Source organism: Vibrio kyushuensis (assembly GCF_050337325.1).
Lineage (GTDB): Bacteria > Pseudomonadota > Gammaproteobacteria > Enterobacterales > Vibrionaceae > Vibrio > Vibrio kyushuensis.
The window spans coordinates 199,165-213,057 of record NZ_JAKJSV010000006.1 but is presented as its reverse complement, the minus strand read 5'-3'; the positions used below and the strand labels follow the sequence as shown (position 1 = coordinate 213,057).

14 protein-coding genes are annotated in these 13,893 nt (G+C 42.5%); 9 read left to right on the top strand and 5 right to left on the bottom strand.

Annotated elements, in window-relative coordinates:
* Nucleotide 1: 1 nt before the first annotated feature.
* The 5 genes from hisB to hisIE are packed head-to-tail and all read left to right on the top strand — an operon-like array spanning nt 2 to nt 3,881.
* Nucleotides 2–1,075: a bifunctional histidinol-phosphatase/imidazoleglycerol-phosphate dehydratase HisB gene (gene hisB, locus L4D20_RS14565; RefSeq protein ID WP_428802330.1), complete on the top strand. Its 1,074-nt coding sequence runs from the start codon at nt 2–4 to the stop codon at nt 1,073–1,075.
* 12 nt (nt 1,076–1,087) lie between these two features.
* Complete coding sequence (gene hisH, locus L4D20_RS14560) at nt 1,088–1,702, top strand: imidazole glycerol phosphate synthase subunit HisH (protein WP_428802329.1); 615 nt, start codon at nt 1,088–1,090, stop codon at nt 1,700–1,702.
* Nucleotides 1,703–1,738: 36 nt separating this feature from the next.
* Nucleotides 1,739–2,476 carry a 1-(5-phosphoribosyl)-5-[(5-phosphoribosylamino)methylideneamino]imidazole-4-carboxamide isomerase gene (gene hisA, locus L4D20_RS14555; RefSeq protein WP_428802328.1) on the top strand — a complete coding sequence of 246 codons (738 nt, stop codon included), beginning with the start codon at nt 1,739–1,741 and terminating at the stop codon, nt 2,474–2,476.
* On the top strand, nt 2,458–3,231 hold the full coding sequence (hisF, locus tag L4D20_RS14550; RefSeq protein WP_428802327.1) for an imidazole glycerol phosphate synthase subunit HisF: 774 nt from the start codon (nt 2,458–2,460) through the stop codon (nt 3,229–3,231). The genes hisA and hisF overlap by 19 nt, the downstream gene beginning before the upstream one ends.
* A complete protein-coding gene (gene hisIE / locus L4D20_RS14545) occupies nt 3,228–3,881 on the top strand; it encodes a bifunctional phosphoribosyl-AMP cyclohydrolase/phosphoribosyl-ATP diphosphatase HisIE (RefSeq protein WP_428802326.1) in 654 nt (217 codons plus the stop codon). Before hisF ends, hisIE begins: the two co-directional genes overlap by 4 nt.
* Nucleotides 3,882–3,983: 102 nt before the next feature.
* Here hisIE and L4D20_RS14540 read toward each other — a convergent pair whose 3' ends face one another.
* Nucleotides 3,984–4,673 (bottom strand): pseudouridine synthase, encoded by a 690-nt coding sequence (locus L4D20_RS14540; RefSeq protein ID WP_428802325.1) that lies wholly within the window; start codon nt 4,671–4,673, stop codon nt 3,984–3,986.
* A gap of 288 nt (nt 4,674–4,961) precedes the next feature.
* Here L4D20_RS14540 and L4D20_RS14535 point away from each other — a divergent pair, with 288 nt between their 5' ends.
* On the top strand, nt 4,962–7,187 hold the full coding sequence (locus L4D20_RS14535; RefSeq protein WP_428802324.1) for an NADP-dependent isocitrate dehydrogenase: 2,226 nt from the start codon (nt 4,962–4,964) through the stop codon (nt 7,185–7,187).
* Between the two features lie 155 nt (nt 7,188–7,342).
* Here L4D20_RS14535 and cspD read toward each other — a convergent pair whose 3' ends face one another.
* Complete coding sequence (gene cspD / locus L4D20_RS14530; protein ID WP_428802323.1) at nt 7,343–7,564, bottom strand: cold shock domain-containing protein CspD; 222 nt, start codon at nt 7,562–7,564, stop codon at nt 7,343–7,345.
* Nucleotides 7,565–8,034: 470 nt separating this feature from the next.
* Here cspD and clpS point away from each other — a divergent pair, with 470 nt between their 5' ends.
* Nucleotides 8,035–8,355, top strand: coding sequence for an ATP-dependent Clp protease adapter ClpS (gene clpS / locus L4D20_RS14525; protein WP_428802322.1), 321 nt, complete (start codon nt 8,035–8,037; stop codon nt 8,353–8,355).
* 41 nt (nt 8,356–8,396) lie between these two features.
* Nucleotides 8,397–10,664: an ATP-dependent Clp protease ATP-binding subunit ClpA gene (gene clpA / locus L4D20_RS14520; RefSeq protein WP_428802321.1), complete on the top strand. Its 2,268-nt coding sequence runs from the start codon at nt 8,397–8,399 to the stop codon at nt 10,662–10,664.
* 129 nt (nt 10,665–10,793) lie between these two features.
* On the opposite strand, the gene L4D20_RS14515 is transcribed toward clpA, so the two are convergent.
* The 3 genes from L4D20_RS14515 to L4D20_RS14505 form a co-directional block, all read right to left on the bottom strand.
* Nucleotides 10,794–11,390 carry a YdcF family protein gene (locus L4D20_RS14515; RefSeq protein ID WP_428802534.1) on the bottom strand — a complete coding sequence of 199 codons (597 nt, stop codon included), beginning with the start codon at nt 11,388–11,390 and terminating at the stop codon, nt 10,794–10,796.
* A gap of 112 nt (nt 11,391–11,502) precedes the next feature.
* The gene (locus tag L4D20_RS14510; RefSeq protein WP_428802320.1) at nt 11,503–12,393 is read right to left on the bottom strand and encodes an NAD(P)H-binding protein; all 891 of its coding nucleotides are present in this window, start codon (nt 12,391–12,393) and stop codon (nt 11,503–11,505) included.
* A gap of 28 nt (nt 12,394–12,421) precedes the next feature.
* Entirely contained in the window at nt 12,422–12,655 is a 234-nt protein-coding gene (locus L4D20_RS14505) for a TIGR02647 family protein (protein WP_428802533.1), read from the bottom strand.
* 275 nt (nt 12,656–12,930) lie between these two features.
* On the opposite strand from L4D20_RS14505, the gene focA reads away from it, so the two are divergent.
* Entirely contained in the window at nt 12,931–13,773 is an 843-nt protein-coding gene (focA, locus tag L4D20_RS14500; protein WP_428802319.1) for a formate transporter FocA, read from the top strand.
* Nucleotides 13,774–13,893: the final 120 nt, after the last annotated feature.

Genomic DNA, 13,893 nt, shown 5'->3' with positions numbered 1-13,893 from the left:
TGTGAGTAAGCAACAGAAAATACTATTTATCGACCGTGATGGAACCTTAATTGTAGAGCCTCCTGTCGATTTCCAAGTTGACCGATTAGATAAATTAAAACTAGAGCCTTTTGTAATCCCAAGCCTTTTGTCTCTACAAGATGCGGGTTACCGTCTTGTTATGGTGACAAACCAAGATGGTTTAGGTACCGATAGTTATCCTCAAGACGAGTTTGATGCACCGCATAATATGATGATGGAGATTTTTGAATCTCAAGGCGTTATCTTCGATGATGTGCTTATTTGTCCTCACTTTGAAGAAGACAACTGCTCTTGCCGCAAACCAAAACTTGGCATGGTGAAAGAGTATCTACAGGGCGGCAAGGTCGATTTTTCACAATCAGTGGTTATCGGTGATCGCGAAACTGATCTTCAGCTTGCTGAGAACATGGCGATTCGTGCCATTCAATACAATCCACAAACAATGGATTGGAAACAGATCCTCAAAGATTTAACCATCAAAGCACGTACTGCCCAAGTCGTTCGTACAACCAAAGAAACGGATATTAATGTTTTTGTTAACCTTGATGAAACGGGTGGCAATAAGATTGATACCGGTATGGGCTTTTTTGACCATATGCTTGACCAAATCGCGACGCATGGTGGCTTCCAGTTAAAGCTTAACGTGAAAGGCGATTTGCACATTGATGATCACCACACCATTGAAGACACAGCGTTAGCGTTAGGTGAAGCGTTGAAAGAAGCGTTAGGTGACAAGCGTGGTATTGGCCGCTTTGGATTCAGTCTTCCGATGGATGAATGTTTAGCTCAATGCGCACTTGACCTATCAGGACGCCCACACCTTAAGTTTGATGCCAAGTTCTCGAGAGAACAGGTGGGAGACTTATCGACGGAAATGGTTGTGCACTTCTTCCGTTCGTTAACCGATACACTCGCTTGTACCTTGCATCTTTCTTCTTTTGGCGACAATGATCACCACATAATTGAGAGCTTGTTTAAGGCGTTTGGTCGCACTGTTCGTCAGGCGATTAAAGTAGAAGGCACGGAACTGCCAAGCAGTAAAGGCGTACTTTAGAAAGGAAGCATCATGACAGATCAAAAAGTAGTCATTATCGATACTGGCTGTGCCAACGTTTCTTCAGTGAAATTTGCCATTGAACGTCTTGGTTATACCGTCACAATTTCAAAGCAGCCTGATGTTGTTTTAGGCGCTGATAAGCTTTTCCTTCCTGGGGTTGGAACAGCGAGTGAAGCGATGAAAAACTTGCGTGAACGTGAACTTATTGACCTTGTTAAGCAAGTAGATAAGCCGTTGCTGGGTATTTGCTTAGGTATGCAGTTGCTAGGTAAAGCATCGCAAGAGAAAGGCCAAAAAGCCGATGAGATTGTTGAATGTCTAGGGCTTTGTGATGGCGATGTAAAACGCATGCAAACAGGCGATCTGCCATTGCCTCACATGGGTTGGAATACAGTAGAAGCCGCGTCAGGTCATCCACTGTTTAAAGATATAGAAATGAACGAATACTTCTACTTTGTTCATAGCTTTGCTATGCCTGTTGGTGATTACACGATAGGGCAATGCGATTATGGCCAGCCTTTTACGGCTGCGCTTCAAAGTGATAACTACTATGGCGTTCAATTCCACCCAGAACGTTCTAGTAAAGCAGGCTCAAAACTCATTCAAAACTTCTTAGAGCTGTAGCAATAGAACTCTGAGAAAAGGGAAAAGGAATTTATCGTGATTATTCCAGCATTAGACTTAATTGAAGGCCAAGTTGTTCGCCTATTCCAAGGTGACTACGGTCAAGTAACAGAATACAAAGTGGATCCAGCTGAGCAGTTTAACCTTTACCACCAAGCAGGTGCGAACTGGCTACACTTAGTGGATTTAACAGGCGCTAAAGATACAACAGCGCGTCAGCTCAATTTAATTGCCAAGCTTTTAGACAGCACACCAGCGAACATACAAATCGGCGGTGGCGTTCGTACTGAGCAAGACGTGGTCGATTTACTGGAAGCGGGTGCTCAGCGTGTTGTTGTCGGTTCTACTGCAGTGAAACAGCCAGAGCTAGTGAAAGGTTGGATGGAAAAATACGGCGCTGAAAAAATCGTATTAGCCTTGGATATTAATATTGATGATAAAGGCGTTCGACGTGTCGCTATCTCTGGATGGCAAGAAGATTCAGGCGTTACTATCGAAGCTTTAGTTGATGACTATCTAACTGTGGGTTTAAAGCATGTTTTATGCACTGATATTTCGCGTGACGGCACGTTAGAAGGTTCAAACGTTGAGCTCTATATCGATCTTTGTAAGCAGTACCCACAAGTTCAGTTTCAATCTTCAGGTGGTATTGGCAGCTTAGCTGATATAGAGGCATTGAAAGGCAGTGGTGTCGCCGGTGTTATTGTAGGCCGTGCTTTACTTGATGGTAAGTTCACAGCAGAGGAGGCGTTCGCATGTTGGCAAAGCGAATAATCCCGTGTCTAGATGTTCGTGATGGGCAGGTTGTGAAAGGCGTACAGTTTCGAAACCATGAGATCATTGGTGATATCGTTCCATTGGCACAGCGCTATGCGGAAGAAGGTGCGGATGAGTTGGTTTTTTATGACATCACAGCATCCAGTGATGGCCGCGTAGTAGATAAAAGCTGGGTCGCGCGAGTTGCTGAAGTGATTGATATTCCATTCTGTGTTGCTGGTGGTATCAAATCGGCTGAAGACGCGGCTCGTATTTTGGAGTTTGGCGCTGACAAGGTATCGATCAATTCACCGGCATTGGCAAATCCTGAACTGATTACTCAGCTAGCAGATAAATTTGGTGTGCAGTGTATTGTTGTTGGTATCGATTCGTACTATGACAAAGAGACGGGTAAATACCAAGTTTACCAGTTCACGGGCGATGAAGAACGCACCAAAGCAACCAATTGGGAAACCAAAGACTGGGTTCAAGAAGTACAGAAACGTGGTGCAGGTGAAATCGTATTGAATATGATGAACCAAGACGGTGTACGTAACGGCTATGATATTGACCAACTTAATATGGTCAGAGAAGTGTGTCACGTCCCGCTAATCGCATCAGGTGGAGCGGGAGCGATGGAACATTTTGTTGAAGCGTACCAAAAGACAAACGTTGATGGCGCGTTAGCCGCATCAGTATTCCACAAACAAGTTATCAATATAGGTGACTTGAAGCAGTATCTGAAATCAGAAGGTGTTGAGGTAAGATTATGAGTTTTAATGTATCAGAAATAACCGAGTTTTCTGAGGTAAGTAAGTTATCTGAACGCATCAACTGGGAAAAAGTCGATGGCCTAGTGCCAGCTGTCGTGCAAGACTTTCAATCGAGCCAAGTCTTGATGATGGGTTACATGAATCAAGCTGCGTTGCAAAAAACAGCAGAAACACAGCAAGTCACCTTTTACTCGCGTACAAAAGAGCGTTTATGGACTAAAGGGGAAACATCAGGCAACGTGCTTCAGCTTGTTAATGCATCGCTAGATTGCGATAACGACACATTGCTGATCAAGGTTAACCCTATCGGTCCTACTTGTCATACTGGCACAACAACGTGTTGGGATGCGGACAAACAAGAAGAGTCACAGATGGTGTGGCTTCATCAACTTGAGCAGCTATTGGCTGCCCGCAAGGACGCCGATCCTGAGTCCTCTTACACCGCCAGTCTGTACGCTCGTGGTACAAAGCGTATTTCGCAGAAAGTCGGCGAAGAGGGCGTTGAAGTCGCGCTTGCGGCAACGTCGGGCGACAAGGCGGAACTAGTTTGTGAGTCCGCCGATCTTATTTACCACTTGATGGTGCTTCTGCAAGATCAAGGTTTATCGATGAATGATGTAGTCAATAAGCTAAAAGAGCGTCATAAATAGATTCAGATAGCCGTTACTAGTGAAACATGAGTTCGTTAGAAACATAAAAGGTCAGTGCATTAATGCACTGACCTTTTTATTTGTCTTAGGCTTCAAAGAGGGCTACAAAGTGATTTCTCGCCATTGTCCTGGCTGAAGATCGCCAAGCTGCGTATCCCCCATCGAATAACGAATAAGGCGAAGAGTAGGAAAGCCAATATGAGCTGTCATGCGCCTTACCTGTCTATTTCGCCCTTCAATAATGGTGATGGATAACCAAGTAGTTGGAATCTTTGCTCGCACTCGTACGGGTGGGATTCGATCCCATACTGTAGGAGCTTCCATGACCTCGACTTTAGCTGCAAGGGTAGGGCCATCTTTCAGCTCAACGCCATCTCTTAACTTTTGTAGACTCTCTTCATCAGGCGCACCATCGACTTGCACCCAATAAGTTTTAGGTGCTTTGGAGCTAGGTTGAGTTAAGCGTGCTTGCAAAATACCATCGTTGGTTAAAATCATTAACCCTTCACTGTCACGATCGAGTCTTCCTGCGGCATACACTTCTTTTACGGGAATGTAATCTGCTAACGTTTTTCTACCTTCACCATCGGTAAATTGACTCAACGTATCGTAAGGTTTGTTGAAGATAATAACTTTACGATCTTCTGGCTTAATTCGTTTCGTTTTAGCGGTGTCATTTTTGCGGTTTGCGCGTCGAGTTTGATTCCCTTTTGAGGCCTCTCGTTGTTTAAAATGAGGGCTAGACTTATTGGACGAACGCTGACTTTGCTTATCACGAGAACGGGGTTGCATGTTAACTACCTTGCAAAAATGTAAAGAAAGAGTGTTAAAAAGTTTTGTCGAATCTGTAAATAAGCTATTATTTGCGCGCCCAAAAACAGAATAACGCACAAGATAATAGACTATTCTCGCGGTTTTGTTTAATTATAAGTATCAGCACTCAAGGACTTAGGACGTTACTACTCAACGTATAATCCTAAGAAGTTTAAAAGAGTGATAAAATCGCATCAATTTAAGGTGCGGACATTCACATAGCACTATTGAAATAATAGAAGCTGTTTAGAGCAATAGGGAAATTTCATGCCTACAGAAAAACCGACGATTATTTATACCATTACTGATGAAGCGCCAGCGCTAGCAACATATTCGTTATTACCAATAATTCAATCTTTTACTGCTTCTTCTGGCATCAATGTAGACACTCGTGATATCTCATTAGCTGGGCGTATTATCGCCAACTTTCCTGAGCATTTAAAAGAAGATCAACGAATTGAAGATGCACTTGCTGAATTAGGTCAACTGGCGAAAACGCCGGAAGCAAACATCATCAAATTACCTAACGTTTCAGCTTCAGTACCGCAATTGAAAGCCGCTGTTGAAGAGCTACAAGCTAAAGGCTACGCTCTACCAAATTATCCAGAAGAGCCAAGTACGTACGAGCAAGAAGCGATTAAAGCAACGTACGACAAGATTAAAGGCAGTGCAGTAAACCCTGTATTGCGTGAAGGTAACTCAGACAGACGTGCGCCACTTTCTGTTAAGAACTACGCGAAGAAGAACCCGCATTCAATGGGTGCTTGGTCATCAGAATCTCAATCTCACGTTGCAAGCATGTCTGAAAAAGATTTCTTCGGTAGCGAAAAATCTGTCACGATCAACGGTGATACAGATGTGAAAATTGAATTTGTTGGCGCTGACGGTTCAGTGAAAGTACTTAAAAAAGCATTCCCACTGCTTGATAAAGAAATCATTGATTGCTCAGTACTAAATAAAACGGCTCTAGTGGCATTCTTTGAAAAAGAGATTGCAGAAGCTAAGAAGCAAGGTGTTTTACTGTCATTGCACTTGAAAGCGACAATGATGAAAGTATCTGACCCAATTATTTTTGGTCATGCAGTTAAAGTTTACTACAAAGACGTTTTTGCAAAATACGGTGATGTTTTTGAACAGCTAGGCGTTGACGTAAATAACGGCCTTGGTGATGTATACGCTAAGATTACGTCTCTACCTCAAGCTCAAAAAGAAGAGATCGAAGCAGCAATTCTTGCGGTTTACGAAACTCAGCCTGCTTTAGCGATGGTGGATTCTGATCGTGGTATTACTAACCTTCACGTTCCAAGTGACGTTATTGTTGATGCATCTATGCCAGCAATGCTACGTTCTTCTGGTCAAATGTGGGGCCCTGATGGACAGCTTCAAGATACTAAAGCACTGATCCCAGATCGTAGCTACGCAAGTATTTATCAGGCAGTTATCGATTTCTGTAAGAAGAATGGCGCATTTGATCCAACGACAATGGGTAGCGTTCCAAACGTTGGCCTAATGGCTCAAAAAGCAGAAGAGTATGGCTCTCACGATAAGACATTTACTCTAGATGCGTCAGGTACGGTACGTGTTGTTGATGCATCAGGTACGACGGTACTTGAGCAAACTGTTGAAGCTGGCGATATCTACCGTATGTGTCAGGTTAAAGACGCGCCAATTCAAGATTGGGTTAAGCTTGCGGTTACTCGTGCTCGTGCAACAGGTGTTCCAGCGGTATTTTGGTTAGATAAGAACCGTGCACACGATGCTCAACTTATTGAAAAAGTGAACGCTTATTTGCCGACTCACGATGTTCAGGGTCTAGATATTAAGATTCTTGCGCCACTTGACGCGTGTCAGTTCTCTCTAGACCGCATCAAAGATGGCTTAGACACAATCTCAGTAACGGGTAACGTTCTTCGAGATTACCTAACGGATCTATTCCCAATTTTGGAATTAGGAACATCTGCGAAAATGCTTTCAGTAGTGCCACTTATGAACGGTGGTGGTCTATTTGAAACAGGAGCGGGTGGTTCAGCGCCTAAGCATGTACAACAGGTTGAAAAAGAGAATCACCTACGTTGGGATTCTCTAGGCGAGTTCTTGGCTCTAGCGGCTTCTTTAGAGCACCTAAGCACTGTTACTGGTAATGCTAAGGCTCAAGTGTTAGCGGATGCTCTTGATAAAGCGACCGGTGAGTTCCTAGACGAGAATAAATCACCATCACGTAAAGTGAATGAACTTGATAACCGTGGCAGCCACTATTACTTAGCGGCTTACTGGGCGAAGGCTCTAGCAGAGCAGACTGGTGATGCTGATTTATCTGCAGAATTTGCACCTATTGCAAAAGCATTAGCAGACAATGAAGCGAAAATTGTTGCTGAGCTGAACGATGCACAAGGTGTGAAGGGTGATTTGGGTGGCTATTACGCGCTTAATGACGACAAGGTATCTGCATTGATGAGACCTAGTCAGACACTAAATGGTGTGATTAACGGTTAATCTACCTGAGCACTAAGCATTTAGAACTAAGCCTTGAACGTTGAGGCTTAGTGTATAAAGAATAAAAAATAACCCCGCCTAATTAGCGGGGTTATTTTTTATTCTTCGAGTTTTCTATTTTTGAAACTCTTATTACTTTGAAACCCTGTAATGACCTATTTTGCCATTTGAGCTTCAATGGGGACGACGGAGCTAGCATGAGAGCCTTTTGGCCCTTGCTCTATTTCGTAAGCAACTTGTTGCCCGGCTTTGAGCGTGCGATAGCCGTCCATTTGAATTGTTGAGTAGTGAGCGAAGATATCTCCCTCTTCACCTTCCGGACAGATAAAACCAAATCCCTTGGCGTTGTTAAACCATTTTACTGTACCTGTAGCCATGCTATACATCCCTCATGCATTTAATACTGATGTTGTGTTTAGAAGATTACGTCTTAATCGTGACGTGAATCTGTTAGTGACTTTTAATTCATACGCTTATAAATCTTTACTCACTAATTGACCAATGTAGTCAATGATTCGCGACAGTCAATAGGCAAAAGGTCTAATTTGCTACATATTTGCAAACAAATCACTTTTGAGATTTACATTTTTGCAACTTGACAATTTTCAGTTTAACTAATTTTATCTAGCACTTATGTGAAACTGTTTGCTTTTTAATCAATTAGATAATTCATTCGCTTTGAGGTGCATGTTTTATTTGCAGCGATCGAAATGCTGACTTAGTCTCTAAGTATAGAGATGTATTTCTGGTCACAATTTTTCTTATCACCATAAGAGATAAATCTAAAACTTTACTTTTACAAAGTGGTAAAATCGAGTTTAGAAAATCTTGAAATATTGAATTGACCATGGGCCGAAATTTTGAATGGGTTACTCCAGACTCAGATTTATTGGAGAAAGAAAGAACAGAGATTAAACCACCAGCGATGTATAACGTTTTGTTAAATAACGATGATTACACGCCGATGGACTTTGTTATTGAGATCCTTGAACGTTTCTTTTCTATGGATATAGAGAAAGCAACGCAAGTGATGCTTCAGGTGCATTACGAAGGAAAGGCAATTTGTGGAACGTTTACCGCTGAAGTAGCTGAAACAAAGGTGGCGCAAGTCACTATGTATTCCAAGGAAAGTGAGCATCCATTGCTTTGCACATTAGAGCAAGCGTAGCGCTTGCACGAACAACCCAGTTGTTCTTTTAGGAGGTACTTATGCTTAATAAAGAATTAGAGACGAGTCTAAACGGCGCATTTGCTCGTGCCAGAGACAAACGACATGAGTTTATGACTGTCGAGCACCTCCTTCTTGCATTATTGGAAAATGATGCAGCCAAAGAGGCGTTATCTGCTTGTCAGGCTGACCTTGACGCGTTAAGGCAAGAACTCGATATTTTCATTGACCAAACAACTCCTCTCATTCCTGAAAATGATGAAACTCGGGAAACTCAACCAACACTAAGCTTTCAACGAGTTCTTCAACGCGCTGTTTTTCATGTTCAGTCTTCTGGGCGCAGTGAAGTAACAGGAGCAAATGTACTTGTTGCAATATTTAGCGAACAAGAATCTCACGCCGCTTATCTTCTGAAAAAGAACGATATCAGCCGTCTAGATATCGTTAACTTTATCTCTCATGGTATTACTAAGTCCTCAAGCTCAAATGATGATTCTTCTTCAGAATCATTTGGCTCTGAAAATGTAGAGGAAACCAATTCAGAAGAGCGCTTGGAAAGCTTTGCAACTAATTTGAATCAGGTTGCTAAACAGGGCCATATTGATCCGTTAATCGGTCGTGATAAAGAGTTAGAGCGTACAATTCAAGTTCTGTGTCGTCGTAGAAAAAATAACCCATTACTCGTTGGTGAAGCAGGTGTTGGTAAAACTGCGATTGCTGAAGGCCTTGCGTGGAGAATTGTCGAAGGGCTAGTACCAGAGGTTATTCAAGACAGCGTTATCTATTCATTAGATATTGGTTCACTGCTTGCTGGTACAAAATATCGCGGTGACTTTGAGAAACGTTTTAAAGGCATTTTAAAACAGCTAGAAAAAGAAGATGATGCGATTCTATTTATCGATGAAGTACACACTATCATCGGTGCTGGCGCAGCGTCGGGTGGGCAGGTTGATGCAGCCAACCTCATTAAGCCGTTACTAAGCAGCGGTAAGCTTCGCTGTATTGGCTCAACGACTTACCAAGAGTACAGCAACATCTTTGAAAAAGAGCGTGCTCTATCGCGTCGATTCCAAAAAATCGATGTTGTTGAACCATCATTAGACGATACCACTAAGATTCTTATTGGTTTGAAGCCTAAGTACGAAGCTCACCATGAAGTGCGCTATACCAATAAGGCGCTACGTGCAGCGGTTGAATTATCGGCTAAGTACATTAATGAACGTCACCTACCAGACAAAGCGATTGATGTTATTGACGAAGCTGGCGCGCGTAGTCGTTTAGCTCCTGCGAGCCGTCGTAAGAAAACTGTTGGCGTTGCAGATATCGAGTCAATGGTTGCAAGAATGGCTCGAATCCCTGAGAAATCTGTTTCTTCGTCGGATAAAGACATTCTACAAAAGCTAGATGATAAAATGAAGATGTTGGTATTTGGACAAGATCCAGCTATCGATGTTCTTAGCGAGGCTATCAAGTTAACTCGTGCTGGTCTGGGTGCTGATAATAAACCGGTTGGTTCATTCTTGTTTGCAGGCCCAACAGGGGTAGGTAAAACGGAAGTAACGCTTCAGCTTGCTAAGCTAATGGGTATAGAGCTGCTTCGATTTGATATGTCAGAATATGGCGAGCGCCATTCGGTGAGCCGCTTAATCGGCGCTCCTCCTGGTTATGTTGGTTATGACCAAGGTGGTCTACTAACTGATGCTGTACTGAAACATCCACATGCGGTTGTTTTACTCGACGAGATTGAGAAAGCTCACCCTGATATCTTTAATTTGCTATTGCAGGTCATGGATAACGGTACGTTGACTGACAATAACGGTCGTAAAGCTGACTTTAGAAACGTTATTTTGGTGATGACAACTAATGCTGGTGTTCAGGAAACTGAACGTAAGTCTATTGGCCTGATTCAACAAGACAATGCACCTGATGCGATGGCTGTTATTAAGAAAGTATTTACGCCAGAGTTTAGAAACCGTCTCGATAATATCATTTGGTTTAATAGTCTTGATGAGACAGTGATCCACCAAGTAGTTGATAAATTCGTGGTTGAACTTCAAGCGCAGTTAGACGCTCGCGGTGTTTCTCTAGAAGTGTCTGAAGATGCAAGGCATTGGCTAGCAGCTAAAGGCTATGACAAGTCGATGGGAGCACGTCCTATGGGCCGTGTCATTCAAGAGCAATTGAAGAAACCGTTAGCGAATGAGCTCTTGTTTGGTTCATTGGTCGATGGTGGTACTGTTAAAGTTGATTTGAAAAAAGACAAAATTGTTTTTCAATATCTAGGTACTAAAGAAGAAGCGCTTCATTAATTAACGGCTTACTAATAAACGAGTAGTGAATTAATGAAAAACAAAACCAGAGCATTTAGCTCTGGTTTTTTATTTTGGAACTCAAAGTCACGGGCCCTAGTCTGTAGTAAAGCTGCTTTACGATGTCGCTTAACGCATCGACATGTAATGCTGAATCAGGTACTGATAGGAGGCTTCAACTTCATTAGGAATTGGCTGTTCGATTTGAAAGCCTAAGGCGGGATATGTTTTGATTCTCTCATAATCTTCGAGTAACGCAGTTAAGGTCTTATCAAGCGTCATATTCTCATCAATATAATCAAAGAACTTCTCGCCTGAAGATGTAACGAGCAATTGTTCGCAGGTTACTGGCCACTGCTTCATGAACGTAGCGTAGCTTCGTCTCTCCATAAAAGGCTTCTGAACAAGCAGAATTTTTTTATGTTCAAGGTCGTGTTGGCAAATCAAATCATAACTGAACGTTACATTCTCTCCAGTGTTTGAGGCCTTAGTTTCCATACAGATAGCTTCTGAAGGAACACCACAGTCTCTTGCAATTGCTGCAAAGGTCTCCGCCTCAGTTTTATCAAATATGCCCTCAGTGAAGCGCCCAGCGCCGCCTGAAAACAATAAATGAGGTGCCAAGCCTTGGTGATATAACTTCGCCGCATGAGATGCAACACGTAGGTCATTACTGCATAAAACAAAAATAATATCGGACTTGGCAACAGTATCGCCCATTTGCATGTAATCCCATACTGTCTCAATGTGCTGATATAAGCGTTTATGTTGTGACTGCTGTGTATGTGACGGGTCGGATACTGCTGCCTCTGATTCCGAGAAAGCACTCGCAGGGATATTAGTCATGAATAGATTCCAAAGCCTGAGATAAAGTTGGGTGCTTGTATTGATAGCCTAGAGAAAGGAGTTTACTGGTGTCTATTTTCTTATCAGGGCTATCTATAACCTGTGGAAGTTGAGATGACGGTAAGTTAGCTGTGTAAAGTGCCTGTCGGTAAAACTCATCTTTAGTCATCGTGTCAGGAGTAGTGACGTTGATGACCTGATTTTTTATACCCTGAATAGCAAAAACAATACTTCCAACTGCGTCATCTAAGTGAAGCATATTGGCGGGTGCAGTGTTGCTTACTTGTTTGAGCTTGCTGACAAAGCGGGCAGGGTGCCGATTAGGGCCGATTAACCCACTAAGACGAAGGATGGCAAACTCAGTACCCGAATCGATAACATGTTGCTCTGCGTTTAACATCACCTTTGCATCCTCACTAAAGCGAATGTTGCTGTGGTTCGTATCCTGTTGCTTTGCCTTTGTCCAACTCGCTTTACTCTCATCCATTATTAGATTAGTGACCTCAGAGCCCGAGTTTTCTTGTTGTAGAGAGATGGCAGGGTAAACCGCGCTAGAGCTGATCATGATGATTTTCTTTACCTTGGCGCGAGTCGCGGCTTCGGTAATTTGTTTCCACATAAGTTGGTATTCTTGCGTTAGCCCACGGCGGAAACCCGGCGGAAAACAACCAATAACAATGTCTGTTTTTTGTGTAATAAGAATGTTGGCAAGATCATGTGGCTTGCTTAGATCGCAACAAAAGCCATCAACACCTAATTGCTGAAGTTCTTGAGCTTTCTCTTGGGAAGTTTTACTGGCAAAAACGTGGTACTGCTTCGAAAGGAGCGCAGTGGCGAGTGGAGTACCGAGCCAACCCGCCCCAATTATAGTGATTGTTGTCATCAGTTAATCTGTTAAGAGTTACTCAATGCTAGGCATTAAGTATACGAAGAATTTTGTCTACTTTTTCTGCTGTTTCGATACCTTCATCAGTAAGGTAACCGCCATCCGGTAATGTGCACAAACCTTTTTTAAATAAGCGATTAACAGCGTCTTGTACATCATTAGAGGCATCTTGACGAACTTTGATACCAGTTGATGCGCTGCCAATGTCAAATTGAAGTAACAGATTTAGTTCAGCGAGATTTTCTTGAGAGTATTTCATGATGTTATCCTTTTTATGCTCTTTCATACACATTAAGCAAGCATCGATAGCACTGCAAACAGCGATGATGAGAAGTGTTAAATAGAACCGAAATGGCGTACTTTTGTTCGATGTTCTGGTTACTATTTGTCTAACCAATGATTTGTTAAATAGTTCATTAGTGATCGAGTGTGGATTTTCAACAAATTTCGTTACCATGAAGTTATCCCTTGAAAGGTCATGGAAATAGGAGGAATATCCCCCACACACTCAATTTGTATCAAAACATTACAGCCATGAACATAAATCAATTTGATTCCTTATTACCCCCCCAAATGGCAGAACGCGCAGCTGAGATCGGTGTAGGAAAAGCCACCAAAGATCCAGTGAAATCGTTTCTATTAGCAATCTCTGCGGGTATTCACATCGGTATCGCCTTTGTTTTCTATACTACGGTTACCACTGGCACAGAAGACATGGCGTGGGGCATAGTAAGGTTGATCGGTGGGCTAGTGTTTAGCTTAGGTTTGATACTCGTTATCATTACCGGTGGCGAGTTATTTACTAGTTCGGTACTAACGTTAGTCGCGAAAGCCAGTGGAAAGATTTCATGGGTGATGCTGATTAAACACTGGAGTGTTGTTTACCTAGGTAATTTAGTCGGGGCGTTGATGTTGGTCGTCTGTATGTTGGTGACGAAGCAGTATATGTTTGATGGCGGCCAAGTTGGACTAAATGCCATGGCGATATCGCAGCATAAAATGCACCATGGATTTTTCCAGGCTGTTGCGCTAGGCATAATGTGTAATGTACTGGTTTGTATTGCTGTTTGGATGACGTTTAGTGGAAGAACGCTAACCGATAAGATTGTAGTGATGATCTTGCCTGTGGCGATGTTTGTTTCGGCAGGTTTTGAACACTGCATTGCTAACATGTTTCAAGTTCCACTCGCTATTGGTATTAAGATTTTTGCTCCTGCCGAATTTTGGCAGTTAACAGGTGCTAATATTGCCGATTACGCTGATCTCAACCTGTTGCATTTCATTACTAATAACTTAATCCCTGTGACCATCGGCAATATCATTGGTGGCGGTGTATTTGTTGGAATGTGGTACTGGCTGATCTATTTAAGAGACTAGTCACTCACTGGTTCATTTCAGTTTATATCCAAAAACCTTAGTATAGTTTTTACTATTCCTTGAGTTTCATATTCAGACTTGGGTTATCCACATTTTCTGTGGATAAAGTGTTTTTAAAGT